Origin of the sequence: Sphingopyxis sp. (assembly GCF_050725615.1) — a bacterium.
Lineage (GTDB): Bacteria > Pseudomonadota > Alphaproteobacteria > Sphingomonadales > Sphingomonadaceae > Sphingopyxis.
Map to the genome: position 1 here is coordinate 1 of NZ_JBOHHU010000016.1, position 25,017 is coordinate 25,017.

23 protein-coding genes and 1 tRNA gene are annotated in these 25,017 nt (G+C 65.2%); 10 read left to right on the plus strand and 14 right to left on the minus strand.

The annotated features are described in order from the left end of the window. Both ACREB7_RS05600 and ACREB7_RS05605 read left to right on the plus strand, forming a co-directional pair. The coding region (locus tag ACREB7_RS05600; RefSeq protein WP_431591304.1) for an aminotransferase class I/II-fold pyridoxal phosphate-dependent enzyme at window positions 1-506 on the plus strand (506 nt) is incomplete at its 5' end. Between the two features lie 6 nt (window positions 507-512). Then, window positions 513-1,991: an aldehyde dehydrogenase family protein gene (locus tag ACREB7_RS05605; RefSeq protein WP_431591305.1), complete on the plus strand. Its 1,479-nt coding sequence runs from the start codon at window positions 513-515 to the stop codon at window positions 1,989-1,991. On the opposite strand, the gene gcvA is transcribed toward ACREB7_RS05605, so the two are convergent. Continuing rightward, on the minus strand, window positions 1,975-2,895 hold the full coding sequence (gcvA, locus tag ACREB7_RS05610) for a transcriptional regulator GcvA (protein WP_431591306.1): 921 nt from the start codon (window positions 2,893-2,895) through the stop codon (window positions 1,975-1,977). The genes ACREB7_RS05605 and gcvA overlap by 17 nt on opposite strands. Before the next feature lie 47 nt (window positions 2,896-2,942). On the opposite strand from gcvA, the gene manD reads away from it, so the two are divergent. Then, a complete protein-coding gene (manD, locus tag ACREB7_RS05615) occupies window positions 2,943-4,217 on the plus strand; it encodes a D-mannonate dehydratase ManD (RefSeq protein ID WP_431591307.1) in 1,275 nt (424 codons plus the stop codon). Window positions 4,218-4,350: 133 nt separating this feature from the next. Here manD and ACREB7_RS05620 read toward each other — a convergent pair whose 3' ends face one another. Genes ACREB7_RS05620 through ACREB7_RS05635 form a run of 4 tightly spaced genes read right to left on the minus strand, consistent with a single transcriptional unit; the run spans window position 4,351 to window position 8,408 of the window. Then, window positions 4,351-5,295, minus strand: a complete 945-nt coding sequence (locus ACREB7_RS05620; RefSeq protein WP_431591308.1) for a sugar kinase — start codon at window positions 5,293-5,295, stop codon at window positions 4,351-4,353. Between the two features lie 13 nt (window positions 5,296-5,308). After that, complete coding sequence (locus tag ACREB7_RS05625) at window positions 5,309-5,593, minus strand: hypothetical protein (protein ID WP_431591309.1); 285 nt, start codon at window positions 5,591-5,593, stop codon at window positions 5,309-5,311. A 19-nt stretch (window positions 5,594-5,612) separates the two neighbouring features. Beyond that, window positions 5,613-6,773: a nitrilase-related carbon-nitrogen hydrolase gene (locus ACREB7_RS05630; protein ID WP_431591310.1), complete on the minus strand. Its 1,161-nt coding sequence runs from the start codon at window positions 6,771-6,773 to the stop codon at window positions 5,613-5,615. A gap of 21 nt (window positions 6,774-6,794) precedes the next feature. After that, a complete protein-coding gene (locus tag ACREB7_RS05635) occupies window positions 6,795-8,408 on the minus strand; it encodes a phytoene desaturase family protein (protein WP_431591311.1) in 1,614 nt (537 codons plus the stop codon). A 157-nt stretch (window positions 8,409-8,565) separates the two neighbouring features. On the opposite strand from ACREB7_RS05635, the gene ACREB7_RS05640 reads away from it, so the two are divergent. Next, entirely contained in the window at window positions 8,566-9,285 is a 720-nt protein-coding gene (locus ACREB7_RS05640) for an SDR family NAD(P)-dependent oxidoreductase (protein WP_431591312.1), read from the plus strand. A gap of 30 nt (window positions 9,286-9,315) precedes the next feature. Then, window positions 9,316-10,443, plus strand: a complete 1,128-nt coding sequence (locus ACREB7_RS05645) for a DUF819 family protein (RefSeq protein ID WP_431591313.1) — start codon at window positions 9,316-9,318, stop codon at window positions 10,441-10,443. 375 nt (window positions 10,444-10,818) lie between these two features. Here ACREB7_RS05645 and ACREB7_RS05650 read toward each other — a convergent pair. From ACREB7_RS05650 to ACREB7_RS05675, 6 genes are all read right to left on the minus strand, one after another. Beyond that, window positions 10,819-10,894, minus strand: a tRNA-Lys gene (locus tag ACREB7_RS05650). Between the two features lie 123 nt (window positions 10,895-11,017). Further along, on the minus strand, window positions 11,018-12,124 hold the full coding sequence (gene rodA, locus ACREB7_RS05655) for a rod shape-determining protein RodA (protein WP_431591314.1): 1,107 nt from the start codon (window positions 12,122-12,124) through the stop codon (window positions 11,018-11,020). Continuing rightward, window positions 12,121-14,040 (minus strand): penicillin-binding protein 2, encoded by a 1,920-nt coding sequence (gene mrdA / locus ACREB7_RS05660; RefSeq protein ID WP_431591315.1) that lies wholly within the window; start codon window positions 14,038-14,040, stop codon window positions 12,121-12,123. Before mrdA ends, rodA begins: the two co-directional genes overlap by 4 nt. 6 nt (window positions 14,041-14,046) lie before the next feature. After that, window positions 14,047-14,571 carry a rod shape-determining protein MreD gene (locus ACREB7_RS05665; RefSeq protein WP_431591316.1) on the minus strand — a complete coding sequence of 175 codons (525 nt, stop codon included), beginning with the start codon at window positions 14,569-14,571 and terminating at the stop codon, window positions 14,047-14,049. Further along, entirely contained in the window at window positions 14,568-15,455 is an 888-nt protein-coding gene (gene mreC, locus ACREB7_RS05670; RefSeq protein WP_431591317.1) for a rod shape-determining protein MreC, read from the minus strand. Before mreC ends, ACREB7_RS05665 begins: the two co-directional genes overlap by 4 nt. 20 nt (window positions 15,456-15,475) lie before the next feature. Further along, the gene (locus tag ACREB7_RS05675; RefSeq protein WP_431591318.1) at window positions 15,476-16,522 is read right to left on the minus strand and encodes a rod shape-determining protein; all 1,047 of its coding nucleotides are present in this window, start codon (window positions 16,520-16,522) and stop codon (window positions 15,476-15,478) included. Between the two features lie 188 nt (window positions 16,523-16,710). Between ACREB7_RS05675 and mutL the strand changes: the two genes are divergently transcribed. Together mutL and ACREB7_RS05685 are read left to right on the plus strand one after the other, a co-directional pair. After that, window positions 16,711-18,531, plus strand: a complete 1,821-nt coding sequence (gene mutL, locus ACREB7_RS05680) for a DNA mismatch repair endonuclease MutL (protein WP_431591319.1) — start codon at window positions 16,711-16,713, stop codon at window positions 18,529-18,531. A 69-nt stretch (window positions 18,532-18,600) separates the two neighbouring features. Next, window positions 18,601-19,074, plus strand: a complete 474-nt coding sequence (locus tag ACREB7_RS05685; protein ID WP_431591320.1) for a hypothetical protein — start codon at window positions 18,601-18,603, stop codon at window positions 19,072-19,074. A 6-nt stretch (window positions 19,075-19,080) separates the two neighbouring features. Here ACREB7_RS05685 and ACREB7_RS05690 read toward each other — a convergent pair whose 3' ends face one another. Next, the gene (locus ACREB7_RS05690) at window positions 19,081-20,646 is read right to left on the minus strand and encodes an alkaline phosphatase D family protein (RefSeq protein WP_431591321.1); all 1,566 of its coding nucleotides are present in this window, start codon (window positions 20,644-20,646) and stop codon (window positions 19,081-19,083) included. 168 nt (window positions 20,647-20,814) lie between these two features. On the opposite strand from ACREB7_RS05690, the gene ACREB7_RS05695 reads away from it, so the two are divergent. Beyond that, the gene (locus ACREB7_RS05695; RefSeq protein ID WP_431591322.1) at window positions 20,815-21,852 is read left to right on the plus strand and encodes a DUF2167 domain-containing protein; all 1,038 of its coding nucleotides are present in this window, start codon (window positions 20,815-20,817) and stop codon (window positions 21,850-21,852) included. A 6-nt stretch (window positions 21,853-21,858) separates the two neighbouring features. On the opposite strand, the gene ACREB7_RS05700 is transcribed toward ACREB7_RS05695, so the two are convergent. Beyond that, window positions 21,859-22,590, minus strand: coding sequence for a MauE/DoxX family redox-associated membrane protein (locus ACREB7_RS05700; RefSeq protein ID WP_431591323.1), 732 nt, complete (start codon window positions 22,588-22,590; stop codon window positions 21,859-21,861). 41 nt (window positions 22,591-22,631) lie between these two features. Here ACREB7_RS05700 and ACREB7_RS05705 point away from each other — a divergent pair, with 41 nt between their 5' ends. After that, the gene (locus ACREB7_RS05705) at window positions 22,632-23,036 is read left to right on the plus strand and encodes a MerR family transcriptional regulator (RefSeq protein ID WP_431591324.1); all 405 of its coding nucleotides are present in this window, start codon (window positions 22,632-22,634) and stop codon (window positions 23,034-23,036) included. Window positions 23,037-23,063: 27 nt separating this feature from the next. On the opposite strand, the gene ychF is transcribed toward ACREB7_RS05705, so the two are convergent. After that, entirely contained in the window at window positions 23,064-24,161 is a 1,098-nt protein-coding gene (gene ychF / locus ACREB7_RS05710) for a redox-regulated ATPase YchF (protein ID WP_431591325.1), read from the minus strand. A 146-nt stretch (window positions 24,162-24,307) separates the two neighbouring features. Here ychF and ACREB7_RS05715 point away from each other — a divergent pair, with 146 nt between their 5' ends. Beyond that, window positions 24,308-24,976: a CAP domain-containing protein gene (locus ACREB7_RS05715; RefSeq protein ID WP_431591326.1), complete on the plus strand. Its 669-nt coding sequence runs from the start codon at window positions 24,308-24,310 to the stop codon at window positions 24,974-24,976. Window positions 24,977-25,017 lie beyond the last annotated feature (41 nt).

Here is a 25,017-nt window from a genome sequence, read left to right on the forward strand (position 1 = left end):
ATGCGGATGATTTTGACGCTGGCGAGCATCTGGTCGAAACGCGCGCGAACGTGGTAATGACGCGCACCTTCTCGAAGCTCTACGGCCTCGCCGGGCTGCGGATCGGCTGGATGTACGCGCCGCCCGGCGTCGTCGATGCGGTGCAGCGGATCAGGACGCCGTTCAACGCCAACGCTGCGGCTCTCGCGGCGGCGGAGGCGGCTGTGCGCGATACGGCGCACGCCGATTTCGTGCGGCGCGAGAATGGTATCGAGCTGTCGCGGATCGCCGCCGCCTTCGCGGGCAGCGGGATCGAGTTCATCCCCTCGGCGGCCAATTTCTATCTCCTGCGCTTTGCGGGCGAGGGGCATGATGCTGCCGGTGCGGCGGCTTTTCTGGAAGCGAACGGCATCATCCCGCGCCCGGTTCATGCCGGCGGCCCCGCCGGATGCTTGCGCATCACCGTCGGACGGCCGCATCAGAACGACAGGGTGATTGCCTCGTTGCTCTCCTACATGCAGGATTGATCGCATATGCACCAGTTGTCCGCGTCGACGATCGACTTTCTCGCTTCGACCCGCCCGTTCCTCGTGAACGGGCGATGGCAGGCGGGGCGGCAAGGCGGCCTGCTGCCCTGTTTCGATCCGGCGACCGGGGATCGGATGGGCGAGGTGCACATGGCGACCGCTGCCGATGCGAATGACGCGGTCGGCGCGGCGCGCGCGGCGTTCGACGACCGCCGCTGGCGGGGCAAGACCCCGGCCGAGCGGCAGGCGATCCTGTTGAAGGTCGCCGACCTGATGATGCGCGACGCGCAGATTCTCGCCGAACTGGAAACCGCCAATGGCGGCAAGCTCTATGGCGGGGCGCTGCACGGCGAGATCCCGCATGCCGCCGAAACCTTCCGCTATTATGCCGGCTGGGTGACCAAGATCGGCGGGCAGCTATTCGAGCCATCGGTGCCGGGGCGCCAATATCATGGGTTTGTGCGCGACGATCCGGTCGGCGTCGCCGCGCTGATCACGCCGTGGAATGGCGCGCTGGTCTCGGCGGCGTGGAAACTTGCCCCTGCGCTGGCTGCGGGCTGTTCGTGCATCCTGAAGCCTGCCGAACTGACGCCGCTTTCCTCGCTGTATCTGGGCGCTCTGCTACAGGAAGCAGGGGTTCCGGACGGCGTCGTCAATATCCTGCCCGGGGCGGGGCGCGACGTCGGTGCGGCGCTCGTTCGCGATCCGGGGGTCGCGAAGGTTTCGTTCACCGGGTCAACCGCCGTCGGGCGTGGCCTGCTCGCCGACAGCGCCCAGAATGTGACGCGCCTGTCGCTCGAACTCGGCGGCAAATCGCCTTTTATCATCTTCGCCGACGCCGATCTCGACGCGGCGCTGCCGGCGGCGGCCGAGGCGATCTTCTCCAACGCCGGACAGGTCTGCGTCGCGGGTTCGCGCATCTATGCCGAGCGCGCGATATTCGACCGCGTGGTCGAGGCGCTTCGCGCCGCAGCCGACGGCTATCGGCTGGGGCCGGGCTTCGACCCCGCCAGCACGATGGGCCCGCTGATCAGCGGTGCGCATCGCAGCCGCGTCGATGCCATGGTCGGGCAGGCACGGGCGGACGGCGCCGACGTGGTGACCGGCGGGCGGCCGGTCGGCGAGTGCGGATATTTCTATGCTCCGACCGTCATCGTCGGCGCGGCGCAGGACAGCGCGATCGTGCAGGAAGAGGTGTTCGGACCCGTTGTGGTCGTGGCGCCGTTCGACGGCGACAGGGAAGCGATCGCGCTTGCCAACGACAGCGGCTATGGCCTCGCCGCGAGCCTGTGGACGCGCGACACCAGTCGCGCCCTGCGCCTCGCGGGAGAGATCGAAGCCGGGATCATCTGGATCAACGACCATGGCATTCCCGAACTGGCGATGCCGATCGGCGGCGTCAAACGCTCGGGAATCGGGCGCGAGCATGGGCTCGAAGGATTGAAGGCCTTTACCGAGCCACGCTCGGTCATGCTGCGGCTGTGATCGCCTTCGCCCCCAGCGTTTCGACCTCGTCCATCAACCAATAGGAAAAGGCCTTCACCGCCGCCGTGTCGGCGTCGTCGTGCCGGCAGACGATGTAATAGGACTGGTCGGACGGCATAGCTTCCGTGAAGGGCCGCACCAGCTCTCCGCGTTCGAGCGGTCCGCTAACCAGCGCCTCGCGACCGAGCGCGAAGCCGTTGCCCGCGATGCAGGCCTGGATCACCAGATGCGAGTGGCTGAAACCGAAGCCGCGCCGGACGTTGATCGAGGTGACGCCGAAATTCGCCAGGAAATGCTGCCAGTCGATCGCCATGACATCGTGCAGCAGGTCGAAGCGCGCGAGGTCGGCCAACCCGACCGGCGGGTCGCATCCCTCGAGGATCGAGGGGCTGCACACCGGAAAAATATCCTCACGCAGAAATTCGTAGACATGCATTCCGGGCCAATGCCCCTGACCGTAGCGGATCTCGACATCGGCATCACCCGCTGCCAGGGCATCCTCCTCCATCGGTCGCGCGACGAAGCGCAGATCGATGTCGGGAAAGCGCTGGTGGAAATTGGCGAGCCGCGGAAGAATCCACGCGCTGGCGAAGCTGTCGAGAACCGCGACGTTCAGCACCTGTCGATCGTCGCCAGCCGCGACGTCGGCGGTGACGTCGGCCATCGAGTCAAAGGCACTGGTTAACGGCCCGACCAGCCTTTCGCCGGCTTCGGTGAGCTTGAGCGCGCGGTTGAGGCGGCGGAACAGCGGCTGACCGAACCATTCCTCGAGCGCGCGGATCTGGTGGCTGACGGCGGCCTGCGTGACGCACAATTCCTCCGCCGCGCGCGTGAAGCTCAGGTGACGCGCAGCGCATTCGAACACGCGGAGCGCCAGCAGGGGAGGGAGTTTTCTCGACACCATTCAACCGTCCATGAGGGGAGCTAATTGCCCCGATAAATAACTGCCGTTTGTCAACGCCACGGTGGCTTCATAGGCATCGGAAATCGTCATACACAAAGTGGTCGGAGCGTCCCATGAAAATTACTCGCGCGAGCGTCATCGTCACCTGTCCCGGACGCAATTTCGTGACCCTGAAGATCGAGACAGACGACGGTGTGTATGGCATCGGCGATGCGACGGTGAACGGGCGCGAGCTGGCCGTGGTGTCCTATCTTGAGGACCATGTCATCCCCTGCCTGATCGGGCGCGATGCGCATCAGATCGAGGATATCTGGCACTATCTCTATCGCGGGGCCTATTGGCGCCGCGGGCCGATCACGATGGCGGCGATCGCGGCGGTCGATACCGCGTTGTGGGACATCAAGGCGAAGGCGGCGGGGATGCCGCTCTATCAGCTTCTCGGCGGCAAGAGCCGCGAGGCGGTGATGGTCTATGGTCATGCGAACGGTCGCGACATCGAGGAAACCTGCGACGAGGTCGCGAAATATATCGACCTGGGTTACAAGGCGATCCGCGCCCAGTCGGGCATTCCGGGCCTCGCCTCCACCTATGGCGTTGCCAAGGACAAAATGTATTATGAGCCCGCCGACGCCGCGCTGCCGACCGAAAATATCTGGTCGACTGAAAAATATCTCGATCATACGCCCAAGCTGTTCGAGGAACTGCGCAGCCGCTTTGGCTTCGACCATCATCTGCTGCACGATGTCCATCACCGCCTGACTCCGATCGAGGCGGCGCGGCTTGGCAAGTCGCTCGAACCCTATCGCCTGTTCTGGATGGAGGACGCGACCCCGGCAGAAAATCAGGAGGCGTTCCGCCTGATCCGTCAGCATACCGTCACGCCGCTCGCGGTCGGCGAGATTTTCAATACGATCTGGGACTGCAAGGACCTGATCCAGAACCAACTCATCGATTATATCCGCGCAACGGTCGTTCATGCCGGCGGGATCACGCATCTGCGGCGGATCGCTGATCTGGCGTCGCTCTATCAGGTGCGGACCGGTTGCCACGGCGCCACCGACCTGTCGCCGGTGTGCATGGGCGCGGCGCTGCACTTCGACATATGGGTGCCGAACTTCGGGGTTCAGGAATATATGCGCCACACCGAGGAAACCGACGCGGTCTTCCCGCATGCCTATCGCTTCGACAAGGGCATGCTCTATCCCGGTGACGTGCCCGGCCACGGTGTCGATATCGACGAGACGCTGGCTGCCAAATATCCGTACCAGCCGGCCTATCTGCCCGTGAACCGGCTGGCGGACGGAACGCTCTGGCATTGGTGATGGTGAACGGCACGCGATAGGTGCCCATCGCGTGAGCGGCCGCGCTCTATGCGGTGCCGGATAATCCGGACGCGATGGTGTTCCTCGTCATGCTCGCCTTTCGGCGATGGCGACCCGACGGGCGGCTGGCCCGTCAGCTGGCCCCCACAACCTCGCGTTCGGTCAGGGTGCTGAAATCGCCTGGAATGCCATGTTTCAGCTGACAGGCCCGATGCGCGAAGCGAAGCGCGTCAGCGTCATCCCATCCGCGCGCGAGCCCATGGAGCAGGCCGGCGGCAAAAGCGTCGCCGGCCCCGACCCGGTCGACAAAGGGCGTAATCGGGCTCGGCGCGATCCTATTCATCCCGTTGCGGGTGGCGAGCACTCCACCGAGATGGTCGGTATCGCCGTGCCGGGTGCGATCGGTCGAGGCGACCCATTGCACCGACGGGAGCGCGCAAAGCAGGTCGTTCGCTGTCGCCTCACCGCCCAGAAGAAGCCGGGCGTCCCAGTCGCTTGCAAAGAGGAGGTGGGAGGCTCCGGCGAACTCGCGAAGCAAGGACGCGGCCTCATCGTCGCGGCCCTGCCACAGCAGCGGGCGGAAGTTGCAGTCGAAGGAGATGGGCAGGCCATGTCTTCTTGCGCCAGCAACGGCGTTGCGCATCGCTGCCACCGCGCCATCGCCGAGCGCTGCCGTCAATCCCGACAGGTGCAGCCATGTCGCACCGGCGAGCGCGCGGTCCCAGTCGAGCGCGGCCGCTTCGCGGGCGAAGGCCGATCCCGCCCGGTCATAGAAGAACCCGCCTTCTCGTCCCGCGCGCGGCGATTCGATATAGAACAGCCCCATGCGCCCGGGCCGCCGAAGGCAGGCGGTGGTGTCGACCCCGTACCGGGTCAGCGTGTGCAGCGCCCGCGTTCCGAGCGCATTGTCCGGTAACACGGTCGCCATGCGCGCTGCAGTTCCGAGCGAAGCCAGCGAAATCGCGACATTCGCTTCGGCACCGGCGACGTGCAGCGTCAGGCCATCGGCTTCGCCCAGCGCCGTGCCGCCAGCGGGAGCAAGGCGCAGCAGCATCTCGCCAAAGCAGACGATCGTCATGCCGCCGCCCGGATTACCACGGCTTGTTGAGGCCCGTGCGGCGGCGCCTTTCTGCCCAGGCGTCACCCTGGCCGGGCGCAGCGCGCCGGGACGACGCGAAGGGCAATGTCACGAGGAAGCGCCAGACTGAGGGACTGGTCAGCAACGCCCCGATCGAACGCCGCGCGTCGGCCGGGGTGACCGTGACCTTGGTCGCGATGGTGCTGTCCTCGCTGCTTTCGATGACCAGGTCGCCCCCGGCGCGCGCGATGCGGCCGATGGCGAAATCGATGTCGGCGAGCGAACTGACGACGCGCATGAACAATCCTCCCTTGCCGTCAGTCGTCGCGCTTCAGCGTGCCGATGGCCTGCGCCGCCTTGACGCGCCGCTCGTGCTGGTTCGCCATGTCGTCGACGGTCATGCCGGCGGGCGGCGTGAACTGGCCGCGCCCGTAAAGGTCGCGGAACACTTCCTTCACCGGGCCCATCTTGTCGGCGAGCGTGCGCGGCGGCCGGCCACTGGGGAACTGGTTCGCCGGATAGATCGGCTTGTCGTAAATCTGGCGGAACCCCTCGGTGCGGACGTCGACCCACGTATTGTGGTTGCAGCGCGACCGATGCTCGCGCAGCCCCTCGATGTCGATCGTGACGCCGAGCACCTGTTCCTGCGGATAGGGCGCGTGGCGCATCATCATGCCGGTATAGTCGATGCCGAAGCTGCCGCCGGGACAGAAAGCCTTAGGATAAAAGTCGTAATCGACGGTGCCCCAGTTCGACCCGAGGACATAGGCCATATTGTCGTGGGCGCGGGTGCGGCGGGTGAAGACCCAGAAATCCCACGGCTCCGAAACGCCCTCGACTTCCTGTAGTGCGACGGGGTGGCAGATCACCTCGGCGCCGTTGTAACCGAGAGCGCGCGACACTTCGGGCGTGCAGCCGTCGTGACAGGTCATCGTGCCGAGCTTGCCGATCTCGGTGTCTATCACCGGGAAAAGCTGGCTGATGTCGCCGCCGAACACTTCGCGATATTCGTCGAAAATGTCGTGCGGACTGGTGCCGAGGCCGATGGAGGCCGGGATATGCCACTTGTGATACTTCAGCACGACATCGCCCGAGGGGCCGATGATGAAGGCGGTGTTGAACCAGCGGTCGGGGAATTCGGGCACCTGTTCGATCACACCGCCGCCGGCGATGTACATGCCATATTCGCGGGCCTTGTCACCAAGGCGCTGCATTTCGGGGCCGTCGAGCGTGATCGCCTTCTTCATAAAGCTGTCGATGCCATGCTCACCCTTGCCCGGCGTAGTCACGCCCTGCATGAAATATTCGGGGAAGACGGCGAGCTTCGCCGGAAGCTCCCAGAAATAGCCGACGCCGAAATCGATCATGTTCAGCGCCCGGTCGAGGTTCTTCGCGATGCCGTCGCGATCTTCGGCCACGGTAACGTGCGGCTGCATGACGAGCGCCGTATATTTGTCGATCTTCTTGGAAGCGGTCATCGCTTGTTCCTTTCTTGAAAATTACCAGAAATCGGCGGGTTCGATGCCCATGTCGTCGAGCATCACGCGCGCCGTGATCGTGCCTGCCGCCGAAATGCCGCCGCCGGGATGACAGTGCGGGCCGGTCATGTAGAGGTCGCGAACCGGCGCCCGATAATGGGCGTAGCCGGGGAAGGGCCGGAACGAACCGAGTTGCGCCGCGATGCGTTCGCCGCCGTTGGTCGTGCCGTCGACGAAGCTGGGATTGGCGTCCTCCAGCGTGTGGCGATGCTGGACGTGCATGCCCAAAATCGTCTTTTCGTTGATGTTGGGCGCATATTGCTGAAGTTTCGGGATCAGCACGTTGCGGGCGTAATCCTCGCCAATATCGTCCCACGTCTGCCCATCGGCGAGCCAGTTGGAGACATAGGTGTCGACGATCAGCGTATGCTTGCCTTCGGGGGCGCGCGTCGGATCGAGCTTGGTCCAGCAGGCCGACCAGAGGAAGGGATCGCTCGGCGGCTTACCGGTGGCGAGTTCGGCGTAGAAATTGATCATCTGTTCCATCGAATCGACGATCCGGTGAAAGGGGGCGGCGCTCATATCGACGCCGTTGAGGAACTCGGGGGCTTCCGACAAAGCGAGCTGGGCGCGGCAGATGCTGATCTTGCCGAAGGAAAAGCCGCGAACCATCTTGGCGAAACCGGGCTCGAGATGATCTTCGCCGACGAATTTCAGGAAGGTCTGCTTGGGTTCGAGCGCCGACACGACCGCGCGCCGCGAGCGGATGACGCGGCCATCCTCCAGTCGGACGCCGGCAGCACGGTTGTTTTCGATCAGGATCTCGGCGATCGGGGCTTCGCGCAGCACCGTGCCGCCCTTGGACTCGATATAGCGCGCCATCGCATTGGGCAGCTCCATGCTGCCGCCTTCGGGGATCGCCTGTCCATAATAATGGATCGCCGGGATCATAATGTAGAAGGACTGGCCGGCGCCTTCCTGATCGGGAAGAATCTGCGGCGCGAGCGCCCAGTTGAGCATCACCGCCTTGACGAAGTCATTCTCGAAATTCGCCTCGACCCATGCGCGCGCCGACATCGAAAATTCGCGCAGGCGGCGGAGACCCGCCTCGCTCGTCTCGAGCGCGCTTGCGAGCGCCGACGGCGCGGCGGGGGGCGAGAAGAAGGCCTTGATGAAGCCTTCGCGGACCTGCTCGAAATCGGCATAGACGCCGCGATACCGGTCAGCGTCGGCTTGCGAATAGGCGGCGATCGAGGAGCAGGTCTTTTCGATCGATTTATAGATGACGATGCCGGGGCCGCCGTTCTTGTCGGGATGGCCGGTGATATGGTCGTTCGGTTCGATATATTTCAGCCCCATCTGTTCGAGCTCGGGGCGGATTTCCTGAAAATCGGGATTGCACTGAATCCAGACGTGCGAAGATCCGTAAAGATCGTGCTTGAAACCGGGCAGGGTCACTTCGCGCGTCACCGCGCCGCCGCCGACCCACGGGTTGCGCTCAACGACGCAGACATGCAGCCCCTTGCGCGCCAGCGTCGCCGCACAGGCCAGCCCGTTCACGCCGCCACCCGCGATTACAACATCATAGTCCGCTTCTGCCATCGTCTGTGCCGCCTCGTCTGTATCACTGCCCATTCGGGGTTCGGCACGACGGTAGTGCGGCGGCGATGGGCTGAAAAATTAGGCTCCCTCACGGGGGGGATTAGCAATTGTCATCCGAAGTTTTGGGCCTACCGCCCTATGAAAGTGGCCGGTGCGGCGGCGGAAGATCGCCTGCAGGGAAAGGACAGGAATGCCAACGGTATTGATCAGCGGCGCGACGCGCGGGTTGGGTCTGGCGCTGGCCGGTGCTTTTCGGGGCGCGGGGGCTTCGGTATTCTCGGGTGCGCGCGGGATGGTGGGCGCGAAGGATGTCGAGCTGAACGTCCGCTCGATCCCAAGCTGCGAAGACGCGGTTCGCCGGGTGGTCGCGACAGACGGCGGCATCGACATATTGGTCAACAACGCCGGCGTCCATCTGGGCGGCCCCGTGGCATCGCTCGATCAGGATGCGTTCAAAGAAACGCTCGACGTCAATCTGCTCGGCGCCTGGCGTCTGACCAAGGCAGCGGTGCCGCACATGCGGCGCGGCGGGACGATCGCGATGATCTCCTCGCTGTCGGGGCTTGTCGGCCTGCCCGATGACGGTGCTTATGCCGCCAGCAAATTCGCGCTCGAAGGCTTGAGCCAGAGCCTTGCCGCCGAAGTCGCGCCGCTCGGCCTTCGCGTCCTGCTGTTCGAGCCGGGTCGGGTCGCGACCGAATTCGCGGGCGTGACCGACGGGCTCGCTCCCGACATCGCTGCGCGCGACATCGTCGATGCAATCCAGCGCCGCGACACGCCGTTTCGCAACCCGATCGGCGCCGACGCGGTCCGCGTATTCGAAGCGCTGGGTGTCGACCGCGGCGAACGATCAGAGGCTCTGGTCCGCGCGGTCACGGGATGCGACTGGCAGCCGCAGCCGGTCTTATAGGCCGTCGGAAACAAGGATAGGGTAAGCGATATGGCGTTGATCGCATCGGACAATCATGCGGCCTTGTTGACCATGCTCCTCGCGCTGGTTTTCGTCGGCCTCTGGAGCGAACGGAACCGGATAGCTTCCAAAATCCCCGCCGTCGTGTGGGTTCTCGGCGGTGGCGTGCTGCTGTCGAACCTTGGTCTGATCCCGCACCAGGCGCCAGCCTATGACTTCATCGGCGGGATCATCATGCCGATCGCTATTCCGCTGTTGCTGTTCAAGGCGACCTTCACGCGGATCCTGGGCGAAAGCGGCCGCGTCCTGCCGCTGTTCTTTATCGGTGCGGTCGGAGTCTGCATCGGGGCGATCGTCGCCGACATGCTCATCGACCTCGGTCAATATGGGCCGCATATTGCCGCCACTTATGCTGCGGCCTGGATCGGCGGCATGACCGATATGGTGGCGATGGCCGAGATTACCGACCTGCCGCCCGACGTGTTCGCCGTCGCGGTCAGTGCCAGCGCGCCGGTCAGCATCATCGGCCTGATGATCCTCGTGTCGCTGCCGAATATCGGGCTTGTTCGGCGCCTGCTTCCCTCGCCGATCGTCGATGCGCAGGCCGAGGCGGACGCGGCGGTCGAGGAAGCCCGACCCGAGTTCGACCTCGTCCACATCAGCTTTGCGCTGGCGCTCAGCGCTGCGATCTGCTGGGCCAGCGCTTGGATCGCGCAGGCGACCGGATTTGGCCATTACAGCCTGTTCATCGTTACCCTGATCGCCGTGGCTATCGCCAATATCTTCCCCGGACCGATGCGGGCGCTGAAAGGCGACTTCGAACTGGGCATGTTCGTCATGTATATCTTCTTCGCGATGATCGGGGCGACGACCGACATGACCGCCTTCGTGACCTCGGCACCGGTCTATTTCCTCTTCGGGCTGGTGATCATCCTCGTTCACGTTTCCGTCGTCCTTGCGGCTGCAAGACTGCTGCGCTCCGACCTTGCCGAGGCGATCATCGGTTCAGGGGCGAATATCGTCGGCGCCGCCGCAGCGGCGGGTATCGCGACGTCAAAGGGATGGAAGTCGCTGGTAACCCCCGCGATCGCGACCGGCATGCTGGGCAAGGCGATCGCCAATTTCTTTGGCGTGGCGGTGTTTCAACTCTTGCATTGATCGCCCGGTTGCTGAGCGATGGATAACGCGATTTGGGGATGTCGCTGCCGAAGGACTGGCGTCCCGTTGCCAATGGCAGGATCGCCCTCAAAAGGAGCTCCGCAGCATCGGGTGCTTTGACGCCGGTTTCACCATGGGGGTCGAATTGTCTTGTAAGGATTATCGGGCTGCTACCGTCACGAATGTGACCGTATCCGCTTTCGCCGTCGATGATTGCAAAGCGGATGAGGTGGATGGCGGAGCAGAGTGACGCTAGCGAACCAGCCGGATAAGCCAATTTTCCCGAATTGCAGACTTTATAGGTCTTTATAAGATTTAAGTCGCGGCTGATTTCATCTGCTGCGTTGAGCAAGCCTTTGAGATCATGTTGGAAAATGGTGGACGCACTAGGGCTCGAACCTAGGACCCGCTGATTAAGAGTCAGCTGCTCTACCAACTGAGCTATGCGTCCACTGCCGTTTTCCGGCGCGCTTTGGAGCGGGGGGCAGGGCCCTTTGCTGCGAAGCGAGCGGCCCGCTATCATGGCCTTGCGGGGATGGCAATGCCCCATGCGCATTTTTATCGATAAACTTCGTCAGCTCAGGCGGCTGCCCTGTTTTTTGCTGTCATTCTCGATCGCCAGGACGATGCCGACGCAGGTCATAATCGTCAGCATCGACGAGCCGCCATAGGAAAAAAGCGGCAACGGGATACCAACAACCGGGGCGAGGCCCATCACCATCATCAGATTGATGGCGATGTAGAAAAAGATCGTCATCGTGAGGCCGGTCGCGGTCAGCTGCCCGAAGCGCGTCCGCGCCTTCAGCGCGACCCGGGTCGACCAGCGGAGCAACAGGAAGAAGCCGAACAGCAGCCCGAGGCCGCCGATCAGCCCCCATTCCTCCGCCATCGTCGCGAAGATGAAGTCCGTGTGGCCCTCGGGCAGATAGTCGAGATGGCTCTGCGAGCCGTTGAGGAAACCCTTGCCGCTGATACCGCCCGACCCGATCGCGATCTTCGACTGGCTGATATGATAACCGGCGCCGAGCGGGTCGCTTTCGGGGTCGAGGAAGATCAGCACGCGCTTCTGCTGATAATCGTGGAGCATCGAAAAAAGCACCGGCAAGGCCGCGATGCCGGCGGCGGCCGTGCCGCCGAACCACCAGAAGGGAAGGCCCGCGCAGAACATCACGATCACGCCGCCGACGCAGATGGCGAGCGCGGTACCGAGATCGGGCTGGAGCATGACCAGTGCCGCCGGCAGGCCGATCATCACCAACGCCGGCCATAGCGCGGTCCATGTCCGCGTATTGCCCGGGGGGAGCTGGGTATAGAAGCGCGCGAGCGCGAGCACGATCGCGACCTTCATCAGTTCCGATGGCTGGAGGTTCATGAATCCCAGGTTGAGCCAACGCTGGCTGCCCCCGCCGACAAAGCCGAGCAGCTCGACCGCGATCAGCAATATCAGCACGCCGATATAGCCGAGATAGGCGAAGTTCTCGAAAATCCGGATCGGGAAGCGCCCGATCACCAGCGCGACGCTCAGGAAGACGAGGAAACGCACCCCTTGCTGCCACGCCCAGGGCGACCAGCTGCCCCCGGCCGCCGAATAAAGGACGAGCAGGCCGAAACCGGTAATTCCGGACAGGATGGCGATCAGTTTCCAGGGGATGCGCTGGACCGCTGGGGGGACGGGGATCATTGCGGCACTCCGGGATCGGGGTCGCTCGACGCACCGGATTTCCACACCGCATAGTCGCGGTCCATCCGCTCCTTGATCGTGCCGCCCCATCCGGCCTCGAAGGTGTCGAGCGCCTCCATCGCCTTCTCCCGGTCGAAGAGAAAGGTCATAAAATCCTTGGCGACGGGCGCCGCGGCGCGCGATCCGCCCATGCCATGTTCGATGACGACGGCGGTGGCGTAGCGCGGATTATCGACCGGCGCGAAGCCGATGAACAATCCGTGATCGCGAAATTTCCAGGTCCCGCCCTTGCCGTTGCCGGTGTTGAGCCCGCGCACCTGCGCGGTGCCGGTCTTGCCCGCCATTGCGATGCCGTCGAGCGGCAATTTGCTGCGCCCGGCTGTTCCGCCCGGCCCGTTGACGACAAGGTCCATGCCGTGGCGGGCGGTCGCGAGCGCCTCCGGCGAGAAGGGCAGCGCTTCATTCTTGAATTCGCGGTTGATCAGCCGCGGATAGAGGCGGCGGCCCGAGGCGATCCGCGACGCCATCACCGCGAGCTGCAGCGGATTCACGCTGACATAGCCTTGGCCGATGACCGCGTTCAGCGAATCCGACGCCGACCATGGCTGGTGATATTTGCGCATCTTCCATGCGCTGTCAGGAATCGTGCCGTAGCGCTGGCTGCTGCCGGCGAGCTGAAATTCCTCGCCGAGGCCCATCAGCTTGGCGGTCGGCGCGATCGCATCATAGCCGAGCCGATGCGCGACCCAGTAGAAATAGCTGTTGCAGCTTTTCATAATCGCCGACGGCATGTCGAGGCTGCCGTGGGTGCCGAGGCAGCGGAAGAAGCGGTTGCCGAGGCGATAGCCGCCGATGCAGGTATGACGCTCGCTCGGATCGATGCCATGTTCGATCGCGGCGATCGCGGCCATCGGCTTCAGCGTCGACCCCGGCGGGTAAAGCCCGCGCGTCGCCTTGTTGATCAGCGGTTGGTGATCGTCGGCGCGCAGCCAGGCATATTCGCTGTTGCTGATCCCGTCCGAAAAGCTGTTCGGGTCGAAGCTCGGCATCGAGACGAAGGACAGGATGTCGCCGTTGGTGCAGTCGATGACCACGGCCGCGCCCGACTCGCGTCCCATCCGCCGCGCGACATATTCCTGCAGGTCGGCGTCGATCGTCAGATGGACGGTCTGGCCCTGGATATCGGATTTGGTGTCGAGATCGCGCACCACCTTGCCGCGCGCGGTGACCTCGACGCGTTTCGCGCCGGGGGTGCCCTTCAGCATCGGCTGGAAATATTTTTCGAGCCCGTCCTTGCCGATCTTGTACCCCGGCGTGATGTAGAGCGGGTCCTTATCTTTCTGATATTCCTCGGCATTCGGGGCGCCGACATAGCCGATCAGATGGCCGACCGCCGCGCCGGTCGGATAGTTGCGCGCAAAGCCGCGCTGCGGCGCGATGCCGGGCAGGTCGGGCAGGCGGACGAGGATCGAGGCATAATCGCCTTCCGACAGATCCTCGGCGACCGCCACCGGCTGAAAGCCCGATGCCGCCTTGAGGTCGCGATTGATGCGCTCCATCGCGTCGCCGTCGAGCCGCAGCAAAGTGCGGAGCTGGCCGAGCACGAGCTCCTTGTCGTGCAGCCGGTCGGGAATGATGTCGATGCGCAGGGACACGCGGTTGTTGGCAAGCGCCTTGCCGTGCCGATCGACGATCCAGCCGCGACGCGGCGGGATCAGGGTCAGGTTGACACGATTGCTTTCGGATTCCAGCACATAGCGGTCATTGTCGATGACCGAGATATAGGCCATCCGCGTCGCGAGCGCGGCGCCGATGGCAACCTGACCGCCGCCGACCAGCAGCGCCCGGCGCGTGAAGGTCAGGCCCCGCCAGGCTTCGGTAATCGGAAGGCTTTTCTTGTTCTTCTTGAACAGCATGGCGATTTATCGGCGTTTCAGGCGGAAATTGTCAAACAGGCCGGTCAGGCGCATGAACAGCGGCACGAGCAGCGCCGAGACGATGATCTGCGGCGCGACGAGGCCGAGGACCTTGCCCGTATGCGCGTCGGGATGCGCGATCAGCGCGGCGAGCGACTGGATGATCGCGACGAGCAGCGCGGCGATCGCCCAGTCGTGGAAAAAGCCGCGCCAATAGATGCGCTGCGAGAAATATTGGATCGCGATGCTGGCAAAGGTCCAGAGCGCGATCGCCGAACCGATCGGGGCGCCGCTGAACAGATCGTCCCACAGCCCGAGAGGCAGGCCGATCCACACCGGCCACATCTCGATCCGCAGCAATTGCCAGCAAAGGAAGAACAGCAGGCCGAGCGGCGGCAGCACCGGCGAGCTTGCAACCATCGGCAGCATCAGCGGCAGGGCGGAGGCGATCATCACGCTGGCGATGGGCACGATCCGCATCCGCCACAGCGATGCCGGTTCGCCCAGCCGGCGCGTGTCGGCGCGGTTCATGGGGCGGGCGCGGGGGCGGGGGCCGCCTGCGCCTCGATATTGTCGGGGGTGTAGGCGCGCAGAACCGACACCGCATCGACCTGTGCCGGGTCGGCGAGCGGGCGGGCGAGGGCGCCATCGGGCGTGCGCCGCACGACGATAGCGACCGGGATATTGGGCGGGTACAGTCCGCCGGTCCCCGAGGTGACGAGGATATCGCCGGGCTTGAACGGGTTGTTGGCGATGTTGAGGGTGCGGATATCGAGGTCGCCGTTGCCGCGGCCGTTGGCGAGCGCGGGCAGGCCGTCGCGGGCGCGGCGGATCGGGACGATATTGTCGATGTCGGTGAGCAACAGCACCTGCGACACCGACGGGCCGCTCGACAGCACCCGCCCGATCAGGCCGTCGGCGCCGCGCACCGGTTGCCCCGACGCGACGCCCAGATTGCGCCCGATGCTGAGCAGCGCGATGCGCTTGCTGCTCGTCGAGGTCGAGGTCAGCAGATAGCCGTTGGCGAACGCGGCCTTGTCGGTGTCCTGCAGCTTGAGCAGGACCTTGAGCTGCCGGTTTTCTTCCTGAAGTGCGCTCGTCGCGACGAGCTGGCGCCGCGTCTCGGCCAGTTCCTTGCGCAGGCGGCGGTTCTGCGATCCGGCGCCGACATAGGCCGACACCCAGTCGTCGATGCCCGATATAGACCCGATGACCGAACGGCTGCCGCGCGCGACCGGCGCGGTCACCTCATGGCTCGCGACGCGCAGCGCCGCGAAACCCACGGGGTCGGCAACCGACAGGATCGCCAGCAACAGGCCCGCCACCGCCCCGGTCACCGCGATGACATAGGCAATGAACAGGCTCGTCTGCGCCTTGCGGGATTGCCCCGGACGTCGATGTGCCGGGCGGACCATGGAGCAGCGCTACCCTTCGATCAGGCTTGCTGGAGCACGCCGCGGAAGGCGGGGTCTTCCATCGCACGGCCGGTGCCGATCGCGACGCAGGTCAGCGGGTCTTCGGCCACCGTCACCGGCAGGCCGGTCGCGTCCTTGAGCAATTCGTCGAGCTCGGCGATCAGCGCGCCGCCACCGGTCAGCACGATGCCCTGGTCGACGATGTCGGCGGCGAGTTCGGGGGCGGTGTTTTCCAGCGCGATGCGCACGCCCTCGACGATCGTGCCGATCGGTTCGGACAGGGCCTCGGCAATCTGCGCCTGGTTGATCGAAATTTCCTTGGGCACGCCGTTGACGAGGTCGCGGCCCTTGATGTGGATCGTCAGGCCAACGCCATCGGCGGGAATGCGCGCGATGCCGAAATCCTTCTTGATCCGCTCGGCGGTTGCTTCGCCGATCAGCAGATTATGGTGGCGACGCACATAGGAGACGATCGATTCGTCCATCTTGTCGCCGCCGGCGCGCACCGAGGTGGTGTAGGCGAGACCGCGCAAGCTGAGCACCGCGACTTCGGTGGTGCCGCCGCCGATGTCGACGACCATCGACCCGATCGGTTCGGTCACCGGCATGTCGGCGCCGATCGCGGCGGCCATCGGCTCCTCGATCAGCCACACTTCGCTCGCGCCCGCGTTCGATGCGGCGTCGCGGATCGCGCGGCGCTCGACGCTGGTCGAACCCGACGGCACGCAGATCACGATTTCGGGGCTGCGGAATGCGTTGGGCTTGCCGCCATGCACCTTGGTGATGAAGTGCTTGATCATCTGTTCGGCGACGTCGATGTCGGCGATGACGCCGTCGCGCAGCGGACGGATCGCTTCGATGCTGTCGGGGGTCTTGCCCATCATCAGCTTGGCGTCGTCGCCGACCGCCTTGACCCGCTTCACCCCGTTGATCGTCTCGACCGCGACGACCGAAGGTTCGTTCAGCACGATGCCCTTGCCGCGCACATAGACGACCGTATTGGCGGTGCCGAGGTCGATCGCCATGTCTTGGGAATTGAACTTAAGCCAACGCGATAAAAAGGACATTGATGGTCATTCCTGTACTGCGTGCGAACGGACCGCCCCGTCGCCATCATGGAAGGCGCTTTCCCGTCCGCGGGCAGGACCAAATCTGGGGGAGATTCCGGCTCTACCGGGGGGCGGCGAGCTGGACGGGAAGATCGGGCTGTGCGGGTGGGTCGCGATTTGCGTTCGACTGCGCTAGGAGAGGGATTATGTCAATACGCCGCCTGCCGGAAACCCTCGTAAATCGGATCGCAGCCGGTGAAGTGGTCGAAAGACCGGCTGCGGCGCTCAAAGAACTGGTTGAAAACGCCATCGATGCGGGTTCGGGCCGAATTTCGGTGCGAATCGCCGACGGCGGAATCGCCCGAATCGAGGTCGAGGATGACGGGTCGGGAATGACCCCCGCCGACATGGCGCTGGCGCTCGAACGTCACGCGACATCGAAGCTTCCGGACGATGCGATCGAGGCGGTCACCACGCTCGGTTTTCGCGGCGAGGCACTGCCGTCGATCGCCAGCGTCGCGCGGCTGACGCTCGAAAGCCGGATGCCCGGCGCCGACGGATGGAAACGCGTCGTCGACAATGGCGCGGTGGTGGCCGAAGGGCCTGCGGCGCTTGCCAAGGGCACGCGGGTGCTGGTCGAGGATCTGTTCGCGCGGGTGCCCGCCCGGCGCAAATTCCTGCGCAGCGGGCGCAGCGAATATGCCGCCTGCCTCGACGTCGTGAAACGGCTCGCGATGGCGAACCCCACAGTCGGCTTCAGCATGGAGCATGACGGGCGCCGGGTGCTCGACGTGCAGGGTGGACAGGACCGGCTGGCGCGGGTCGCGGCGCTCACCAACCGCGACCTGGCCGCGAACAGCATCGGGGTCGATCTCGATCGCGGCGACGTGCATCTGGGGGGCGTCATCAGCCTGCCGACCTACAATCGCGGCGTGTCCGATCACCAATATCTGTTCGTCAACGGCCGCCCGGTGAAGGACCGGCTGCTCGTCGGGGCCCTGCGCGGCGCTTATGCCGACCTGCTCGCGCGCGACCGTCATCCGGTCGTCGCGCTGTTCCTCGATGTGCCGTCGAGCGAGGTCGATGTGAACGTCCATCCCGCCAAGACCGAGGTACGTTTTCGCGACCCGCAGCTCATTCGCGGGATGATCGTCGGGGGCCTGCGCCGCGCGCTCGACGAGCATGGCTTTCGCAGCGTCCAGCGCCCGGCCGAGGCGGCGCTCGCGGCGTGGCAGCAGGAACCGGTCGCGCCCGCACCGACCACCGGCTTCCTGTTCGGCAATGCGCCGCGCAGCGAACCGGCGGTGCATCTGTTCGGCGCCGACATCGCGCCCCAGGCCGACGATGTGGCGCGGGTCTATGATCGCCTCATGCCCTTCGCGGGCCCATCGGCCCCCGTTGCCGGCCGCGCCGAGATCGCGACCGCACCGGTGCCACAGGCCGAGGCGCATCCGCTGGGCATCGCGCGCGGGCAGATCGCCCGCACCTATATCGTCGCCGAGGCCGAGGACGGGCTCGTCATCGTCGACCAACATGCCGCGCACGAGCGGCTGGTGCTCGAACAATTGCGCGGCGGCATGACCGGTCGCGCGGTCTCGTCGCAAGGCCTGTTGCTCCCCGAGGTCGTCGAACTCGACGAACCGGCGTGCGACCGGCTCGAGGCGGCGGCGGGCGAACTCGCGACGCTCGGCGTCGAACTCGAACGCTTCGGCCCCGGCGCGGTGATGGTGCGCGCGACCCCGGCGATGCTCGGTACCATCGACTGCACGAAACTCGTCACCGACATCGCCGACGATCTGGCGGGTTATGACGCGGCGCTTGGCCTCAACGAAAAGCTCGAACTCGTCGCCGCGACGATGGCCTGCCACGGCTCGGTCCGCGCCGGCCGCACGCTGAACGTTGCGGAGATGAACGCGCTGCTGCGCCAGATGGAAATCACCCCCCATTCGGGCCAGTGCAACCATGGCCGCCCGACGTGGGTGAAGCTGGCGATGGACGACGTCGAACGGCTTTTCGGGCGGAAATAGAATTTTTTGTTCGGCTTTTGAATGGAATCGAGGGTAGGGGCCAAGTCCCCCCTCCAAGGAGTTTCATCAATGAAGTTGACGATTACGGCGCCGTTCGGCGTCGCTCTTTTCCTCGCCGCCTGTTCCAGCCAGCCGCAGGCCGAAAAGCCCGTCGCGCCGGTGGCCGAAAAGGCCGATCTCCCTGACACCGGCGCCGCTGCGCCGATCGAACTCGCGGCGATCGGCAAAGGCGAACTGCTCGCGCTCCAGGGCAAGCTGGGCTGCAGCTTCACCATTGCGGGCCAGGATGCGCCCGCCCTCGTCGTCAAGACCGACGCCGATGACGCTGCGACCGCGCAGGGCGCGGTCAAGGTCGGCAGCCGCGTCCAGCGCATCGCGGGCCCGGGCGGGTTCGACGAGTTGAAAAAGGGCATGGCCCTTTCGGGTCCGGGCCTCAGCCTGACCGTCGAACCGTCGGCAGGCGGCGCGAAGGCCAAGCTGGCCGCCAGCCGGCCCTTCGGCAGCCCGACCAGCTTCGAGGGTGACTGGAGCTGCGACGCCTGAGGCGTCTCAGCTCATCTTGATCCCGGCGACGCCGTTCTCGACCACGCCGGTCGCCCGCTTCGACAGCGTGTTGACCGGCGTCGTCACCTTGTCGACGACCATGAAATGCGTCTGCCACGCCTCGCGGCCCACCTCGCAGACCAGATAGCCGCGCTGGTCGTTGGCGAATTTCAGCTCCGGGTTGAGCGCCAGCCATTCGTCGGTGCCCTTGCGCTTGTCGCTGCCGTCGCCGCCGCTGCTGATCGAGGTGCCGACGAATTCGGCGCCGACGACCTTGTCCTTGAGGACCAGGTCGCCGCAGAAATTCTGATGCTCATCGCCGGTCAGCACGACGCAATTTTTAAGCCCGCCCATCCGTGACAGCACGCGCTCGCGCGGCGCCTCATAGCCCGCCCAGCTGTCGAGATTCAGGACCTTCTTGGGCTCGTCGGGCTGGCGCCGCCGGTCGAGCGACATCATCGTGACCTGCTGCGCCAGCGTGTTCCAGGTCGCGCCGCCCTTCGCCAGATTGCGGCCGAGCCATTCCTCCTGCGCCCTGCCCAGCACTTGCGCATCCTTGGCGAACACCTCCGGGCAGGCGGGCTTGAATCCGTCGCCGCAGGGTTGGTCGTCGCGATATTGCCTTGTGTCGAGCAATTGCATCGCCATCAAATCGCCATAGCGAAACTCGCGGTTCATCGCGACCATGCCGCCGCGCGGCAGCAGCGATTTGCGGACCGGCATATGCTCGTACCACGCCTGCATCGCGGCCTGTTTCCGCAGCATGAAGACCTCGGGCGGCGCGGCGTCGGGATCGTTGACGTCGAGGTTCATTTTCCAATTGTCGATATCCGACACCCAGTCGTTGCGGATTTCATGGTCGTCGAAGCTCGACAGAAAGGCATGGACCGACCGCGCCGCCTGCAGGTCGATATCGCCGAGCTGCTGGCTGTAGGCGATGCGAAAATCGTCGAGGTCGATCAGGTTGCGGAAGGCGTGCTGGCGCACCGGGCGCGTCGGCAGCCCGGTGTTGAACAGATATTCCTCGCTATATTCATAGATGAAGTCGCCATAATGATAGACGAAGGCCAGGTCCTCGCGCGCGAGGTGGCGATAGGCGCCGAAAAATCCCGCCTCGAAATGCTGGCAACCCGCGACCCCGAATTTCAGCACCTCGGCCTTCGCGCCGGGGGCGGGCAGGGTGCGCGCACGGCCGCGCAGGCTGCGCTCGCCGCCGGCGGTGAAGCGGTAATAATAGGGTCGGTCGGGCTGCAGCCCCGCCACCTCGACATGGACGCTGTGCGCCAATTCGGGGCGCGCGAGTTCGGTGCCCTTGGCGACGATTTCACGAAATCCGCTATCGGGCGATACTTCCCAGTCGACCGGGATATTGGTCAGCGGCATGCCGCCGTGCGGCGCCATCGGTTCGGGGGCGATGCGGGTCCAGATCACGAACCCGTCGCTCGCCGGGTCGCCCGCCGCGACGCCCAGTTTGAACGGAAAGTCGCGGAATAGCCCCTGCGCGCGCACGATCGCGGGCGCGGCGAGCCCGGCGAGCGTCGCTCCGGCGAGAAAAGAGCGGCGATTATACATGGCGGTTCCCACTATCTGATGATTCGGCGTCGCGCCGGGCATAGCCCAGCCGCTCGGGAAATCCCATGCGCGGCTATGATGACAAAAGGGTTGCGGAGCGCTTGCGATCGGGGTTGCGGAAGGCCGGCCTTTCTGGAACAAATGACGCGTCTGTCCGGGGGGAAGATTATGATCCAGTTGCCGAAATCGCGTATTGCCCTGTCCATCGCCGGCGCCGTGGCACTGGCCGCGCTGATGCCCGCCGCCAGTGCGACCACCGCGCCCAGCCCGGTGTCCGAACAGGCGGCGATCGCGGCGCAGCGCGCCGCCGCGGACCGGCTGACCCAGACGATGAAGCGCCAGACGGGAACGGTCCATATCGCCTCGGCCAATGCCGACCTCAATCTCGGCGACGCCTATTATTTTGTCGGTCCCGACGATGCGCGCACGATCCTCGTCGATGTCTGGCGCAACCCGCCGGGCGCCGCGACCGGGGTGCTCGGCATGGTCTTTCCCAAGGGCAAGAGTTTCATCGACGATACATGGTCGGCGGTGATCACCTTCGAGGACACCGGCTATGTGTCCGATGACGACGCCAAGACGATCGACTACAACGAGATGCTGGCGAATATGAAGGCCGCCGACGAAGAACAGGCGCCCGCCACCCGCGCCGAAGGCTATCCCGCCGGCATCCTCCAGCGCTGGGCGCAGGCACCGACCTATGACGCGCAAAAACACTCGCTGGTCTGGGCGCGCGACATCAAGTTCGACGGCATGGCGCAGGACACGCTCAACTATGACATCCGTCTGCTCGGCCGCTCCGGGGTGCTGAGCATGAACATTCTCGCCGATATGGGCCAGCTCGCCGAGGTGCGCGAGGCCGCCAAGACCTTCGCCAATGTCGGCAGCTTCAAAGCCGGCGCGCGCTATGCCGATTATAACGCATCGACCGACCGGAAGGCCGAATATGGCATCGCCGGGCTGGTCGCTGCGGGCGGCGCCGCAGCGGTGGCAAAGAAGGTCGGGCTGCTCGCGGTCCTGGCCAAATTTGGCAAATTCATCGTGATCGGCCTCGTTGCGCTGTTTGCGGCGTTTCGCAACGCGATCGGCGGGTTGTTCGGGCGCAAGCCCGCGCTCGACGCCGCCGAATGGCAGGACGACCATCATATCGCGTCCGCCGAACCCGCCGCAAGCGACGATCCGGCCGCGAAACCCCCGGAGCAATAATCGCGGTCAGGCGGCCAGCATCCACAGCGCCATGCCGATCATCGCGAGATTTTCGGTCAGCGAGACAAAACCGAGCGGCACCTTGCTGCTGCCGCCGACGCACGCGCATTTGAGCGCGCGTTTGTCGATATAGACCGCCTTGAATACCGATACGGCGCCGATCGTGCCGATGACCAGCGCGATCGGGATCGACAGCCAGGGCAGCGCGTGCGCAGTCATCAACACGCCCGCGATCCCCTCGGCAAAGGGATAGACTTTGCCATAGGGCACCCAGCGTTTCGCGAGCAGGTCATAGTTCAGGAACATCGTCGAAAAACCGTCGATGTCCTGCAGCTTGAGCAGCGCCAGCACGACCATGCTGAACGAGACGAACCACAGGGCCGCCTGCGCCGTAAGCGCATTGCCGAACGCGGCATGGCTGGCGGCCATCGCCATCAGCGCGGTCATCGCGAACAAGGCGATCACCGGGCGGTAGCTGACCGCATCGGGGTCGGCGACCTTCAGGCCGAAGTGGCGGCGCAAATCGTCGTGGCCGCCGATGCGGACGCCGTCGATGAAGGTCTGCGGCGTCGTCCTGACCGCATGTTCGGCCTTGAAGGCATCGACTGCCTCGCGCGTCGTCAGCCAGCGGTCGTCGACCGCGAGGCCCTTCCGCTCGAGCAGATATTTGGCCTTCAGGCCATAGGGGCAGGTGTGGCCGGGCATGACCATGCGATAGAGGGTTGCTTGCGGTTTCATGCGCCCCATATGGCATCCGTACCATGGTACGGAGTCAAGCGATGCAGATCACCATCGGGAAACTGGCAATAGCGGGCGGCGTTGGGGTCGAGACGATCCGCTATTATCAGCGGCGCGGCCTGCTCGCGACGCCGGCGCGCAGCGGCGGTGACGGTTGGGGCGGGGGTATCCGCCGCTATGATGCCGACGACCTGCGGCGCCTGAAATTCATCCGCGCCGCGCAGGGCGCGGGCTTCACGCTCGAAGAGATCGGCGAATTGCTGGCGCTGGAGGCGGGCGACGACCGCGTCCAGGTACGCCATCTCGCACGCCAACGCATCGATGCGCTCGACGCGAAGATCGCGCAAATGACCGAAACCCGCGCCGCGCTCGCGCGCCTCGCCGACCAATGCGCGGCAAGCGACAAGGGGCCGTGCCCGATATTGGCGGCGTTCGAGCAAAACTGATCCCTTCCCGCCTGCGGGAGGGGAGAATTAGCTGTGCAGGAAATGCATCACGTCGCCGTCGTGGACGACATAGGCCTTGCCTTCGGCGCGCAGCTTGCCGGCTTCGCGGGCCTTGGCTTCGCCGCCCAGCGTGACATAATCGTCATAGGCGATCGTCTCGGCGCGGATGAAGCCCTTCTGGAAATCGCTGTGGATCTCGCCCGCCGCCTCGGGCGCGGTCGCCCCGGTGTGCACGGTCCAGGCGCGCGCTTCCTGCGGTCCGACGGTGAAGAAGGTGATCAGGTGGAGCAGTTCGTACCCGGCGCGGATGACGCGCGCGAGCCCGGTTTCATGCAGCCCCATTTCCTCGAGGAACTCGAGCCGGTCGGCCATGTCCATCGTCACCAGCTCGCTCTCGATCGCGGCCGACACGACGACGGCCTGCGCGCCTTCGGCGGCGGCCTTCGCGAAGACCTTTTCGGAAAAGGCGTTGCCGTTGGCGGCGCTGGCTTCATCGACGTTGCAGACGTAAAGGACCGGCTTCGAGGTCAGCAGCTGTGCGGTGCGCAGCGCGCGCGCTTCTTCCTCGTCGCGAGGGTCGGTCAGCCGCGCGGGCTTGCCTTCGCGCAACAGCTCGAGCGCCTGGCCGAGCACCGAGGCGGCGACTTTCGAGTCCTTGTCGCCCTGCGCGGCCTTTTTGGCGAGCGCCGGCACGCGCTTTTCGAGGCTTTCGAGGTCGGCGAGCAGCAGCTCAGTCTCGACCGTCTCGGCATCCGCGACGGGATCGACGCGATTTTCGACATGCTGGATGTCGTCATCCTCGAAACAGCGCAGAACATGGACGATCGCGTCGACCTCGCGGATATTGCCGAGAAACTGGTTGCCGAGCCCTTCGCCCTTCGACGCGCCGCGCACCAGCCCGGCGATGTCGACGAAGGCGAGCTGGGTCGCGATGATCTTCTTGCTGGTCGCGATTGCCGCGAGCTTTTCCAGCCGCGCGTCGGGCACCGCGACATTGCCGATGTTCGGCTCGATCGTGCAAAAGGGATAGTTGGCCGCCTGTGCCGCCGCCGTCTCGGTCAGCGCGTTGAACAGGGTGGACTTGCCGACGTTGGGCAGTCCGACGATGCCGCATTTGAAACCCATATAAACTCCGTGATGCCGGCGGGCCTGGTGAAGGGGGGCCGGGGTTGCACGCGCCCCTAGCGCCAAGTCGGGGTCAGCGCCACCCTTTGCCGTCGATACGAAAGCGGTTGCGGCACGTTCAGCGATCGGCCTGTATCGACGATGTGATGAAACGAACGATCAGATGGGCGGCCTTTGCGACCGTCGCGGCGCTGGGCGCCACCGTCGCGAGCGCCGCCGCGAGCAAATTCGAAAGCGCCGTATTTGCCGAACTCAACCGCTTTCGCGGCGATCCCGCCGGCTATGCCGCCATGCTCCGCCCCTATCGCCCGCGTTTCGAGGGCAAATTGCTGGTCGGCGAAGGCGGCGACGAGATCGATATTTTGACCAACGAAGGCGTCGCGGCGGTCGACGAGGCGATCCGCGACCTCCGCCCCGCCAAGCCGCTGGCCCGGCTGCAGTGGAGCGACCTGCTCGCGCGCGCCGCCGCCGATCATGTCGCAGTGCAATCGCACTCGGGCGCGGTCGGTCACTATACGGGCAACCGCGGGCCGGGCGAGCGTGTAAAGGCGCGCGGCGGCGGCCCCTATGTCAACGAGGTCATCACTTACGGTCACCACAGCCCGGCGTCGGTGATCCAGCAATTGCTGATCGACGACGGCGTGCCCGATCGCGGGCACCGGCTCAGCCTGCTGCGCGAGAGCCATCGTTACGCCGGGATCGCCTGCGGCACGCACAAGATCCATCGCACCATGTGCGTCATTATGATGGCGCGGACCGCCGACGGCTTGCCGGCGCCAGCGCCGGTACGCAAGCCGGCGGCCAAGCCGCGCTGACGCTGCCGCCGGTTCCCGTCTGTCGCGGCGGGAACCGGCGG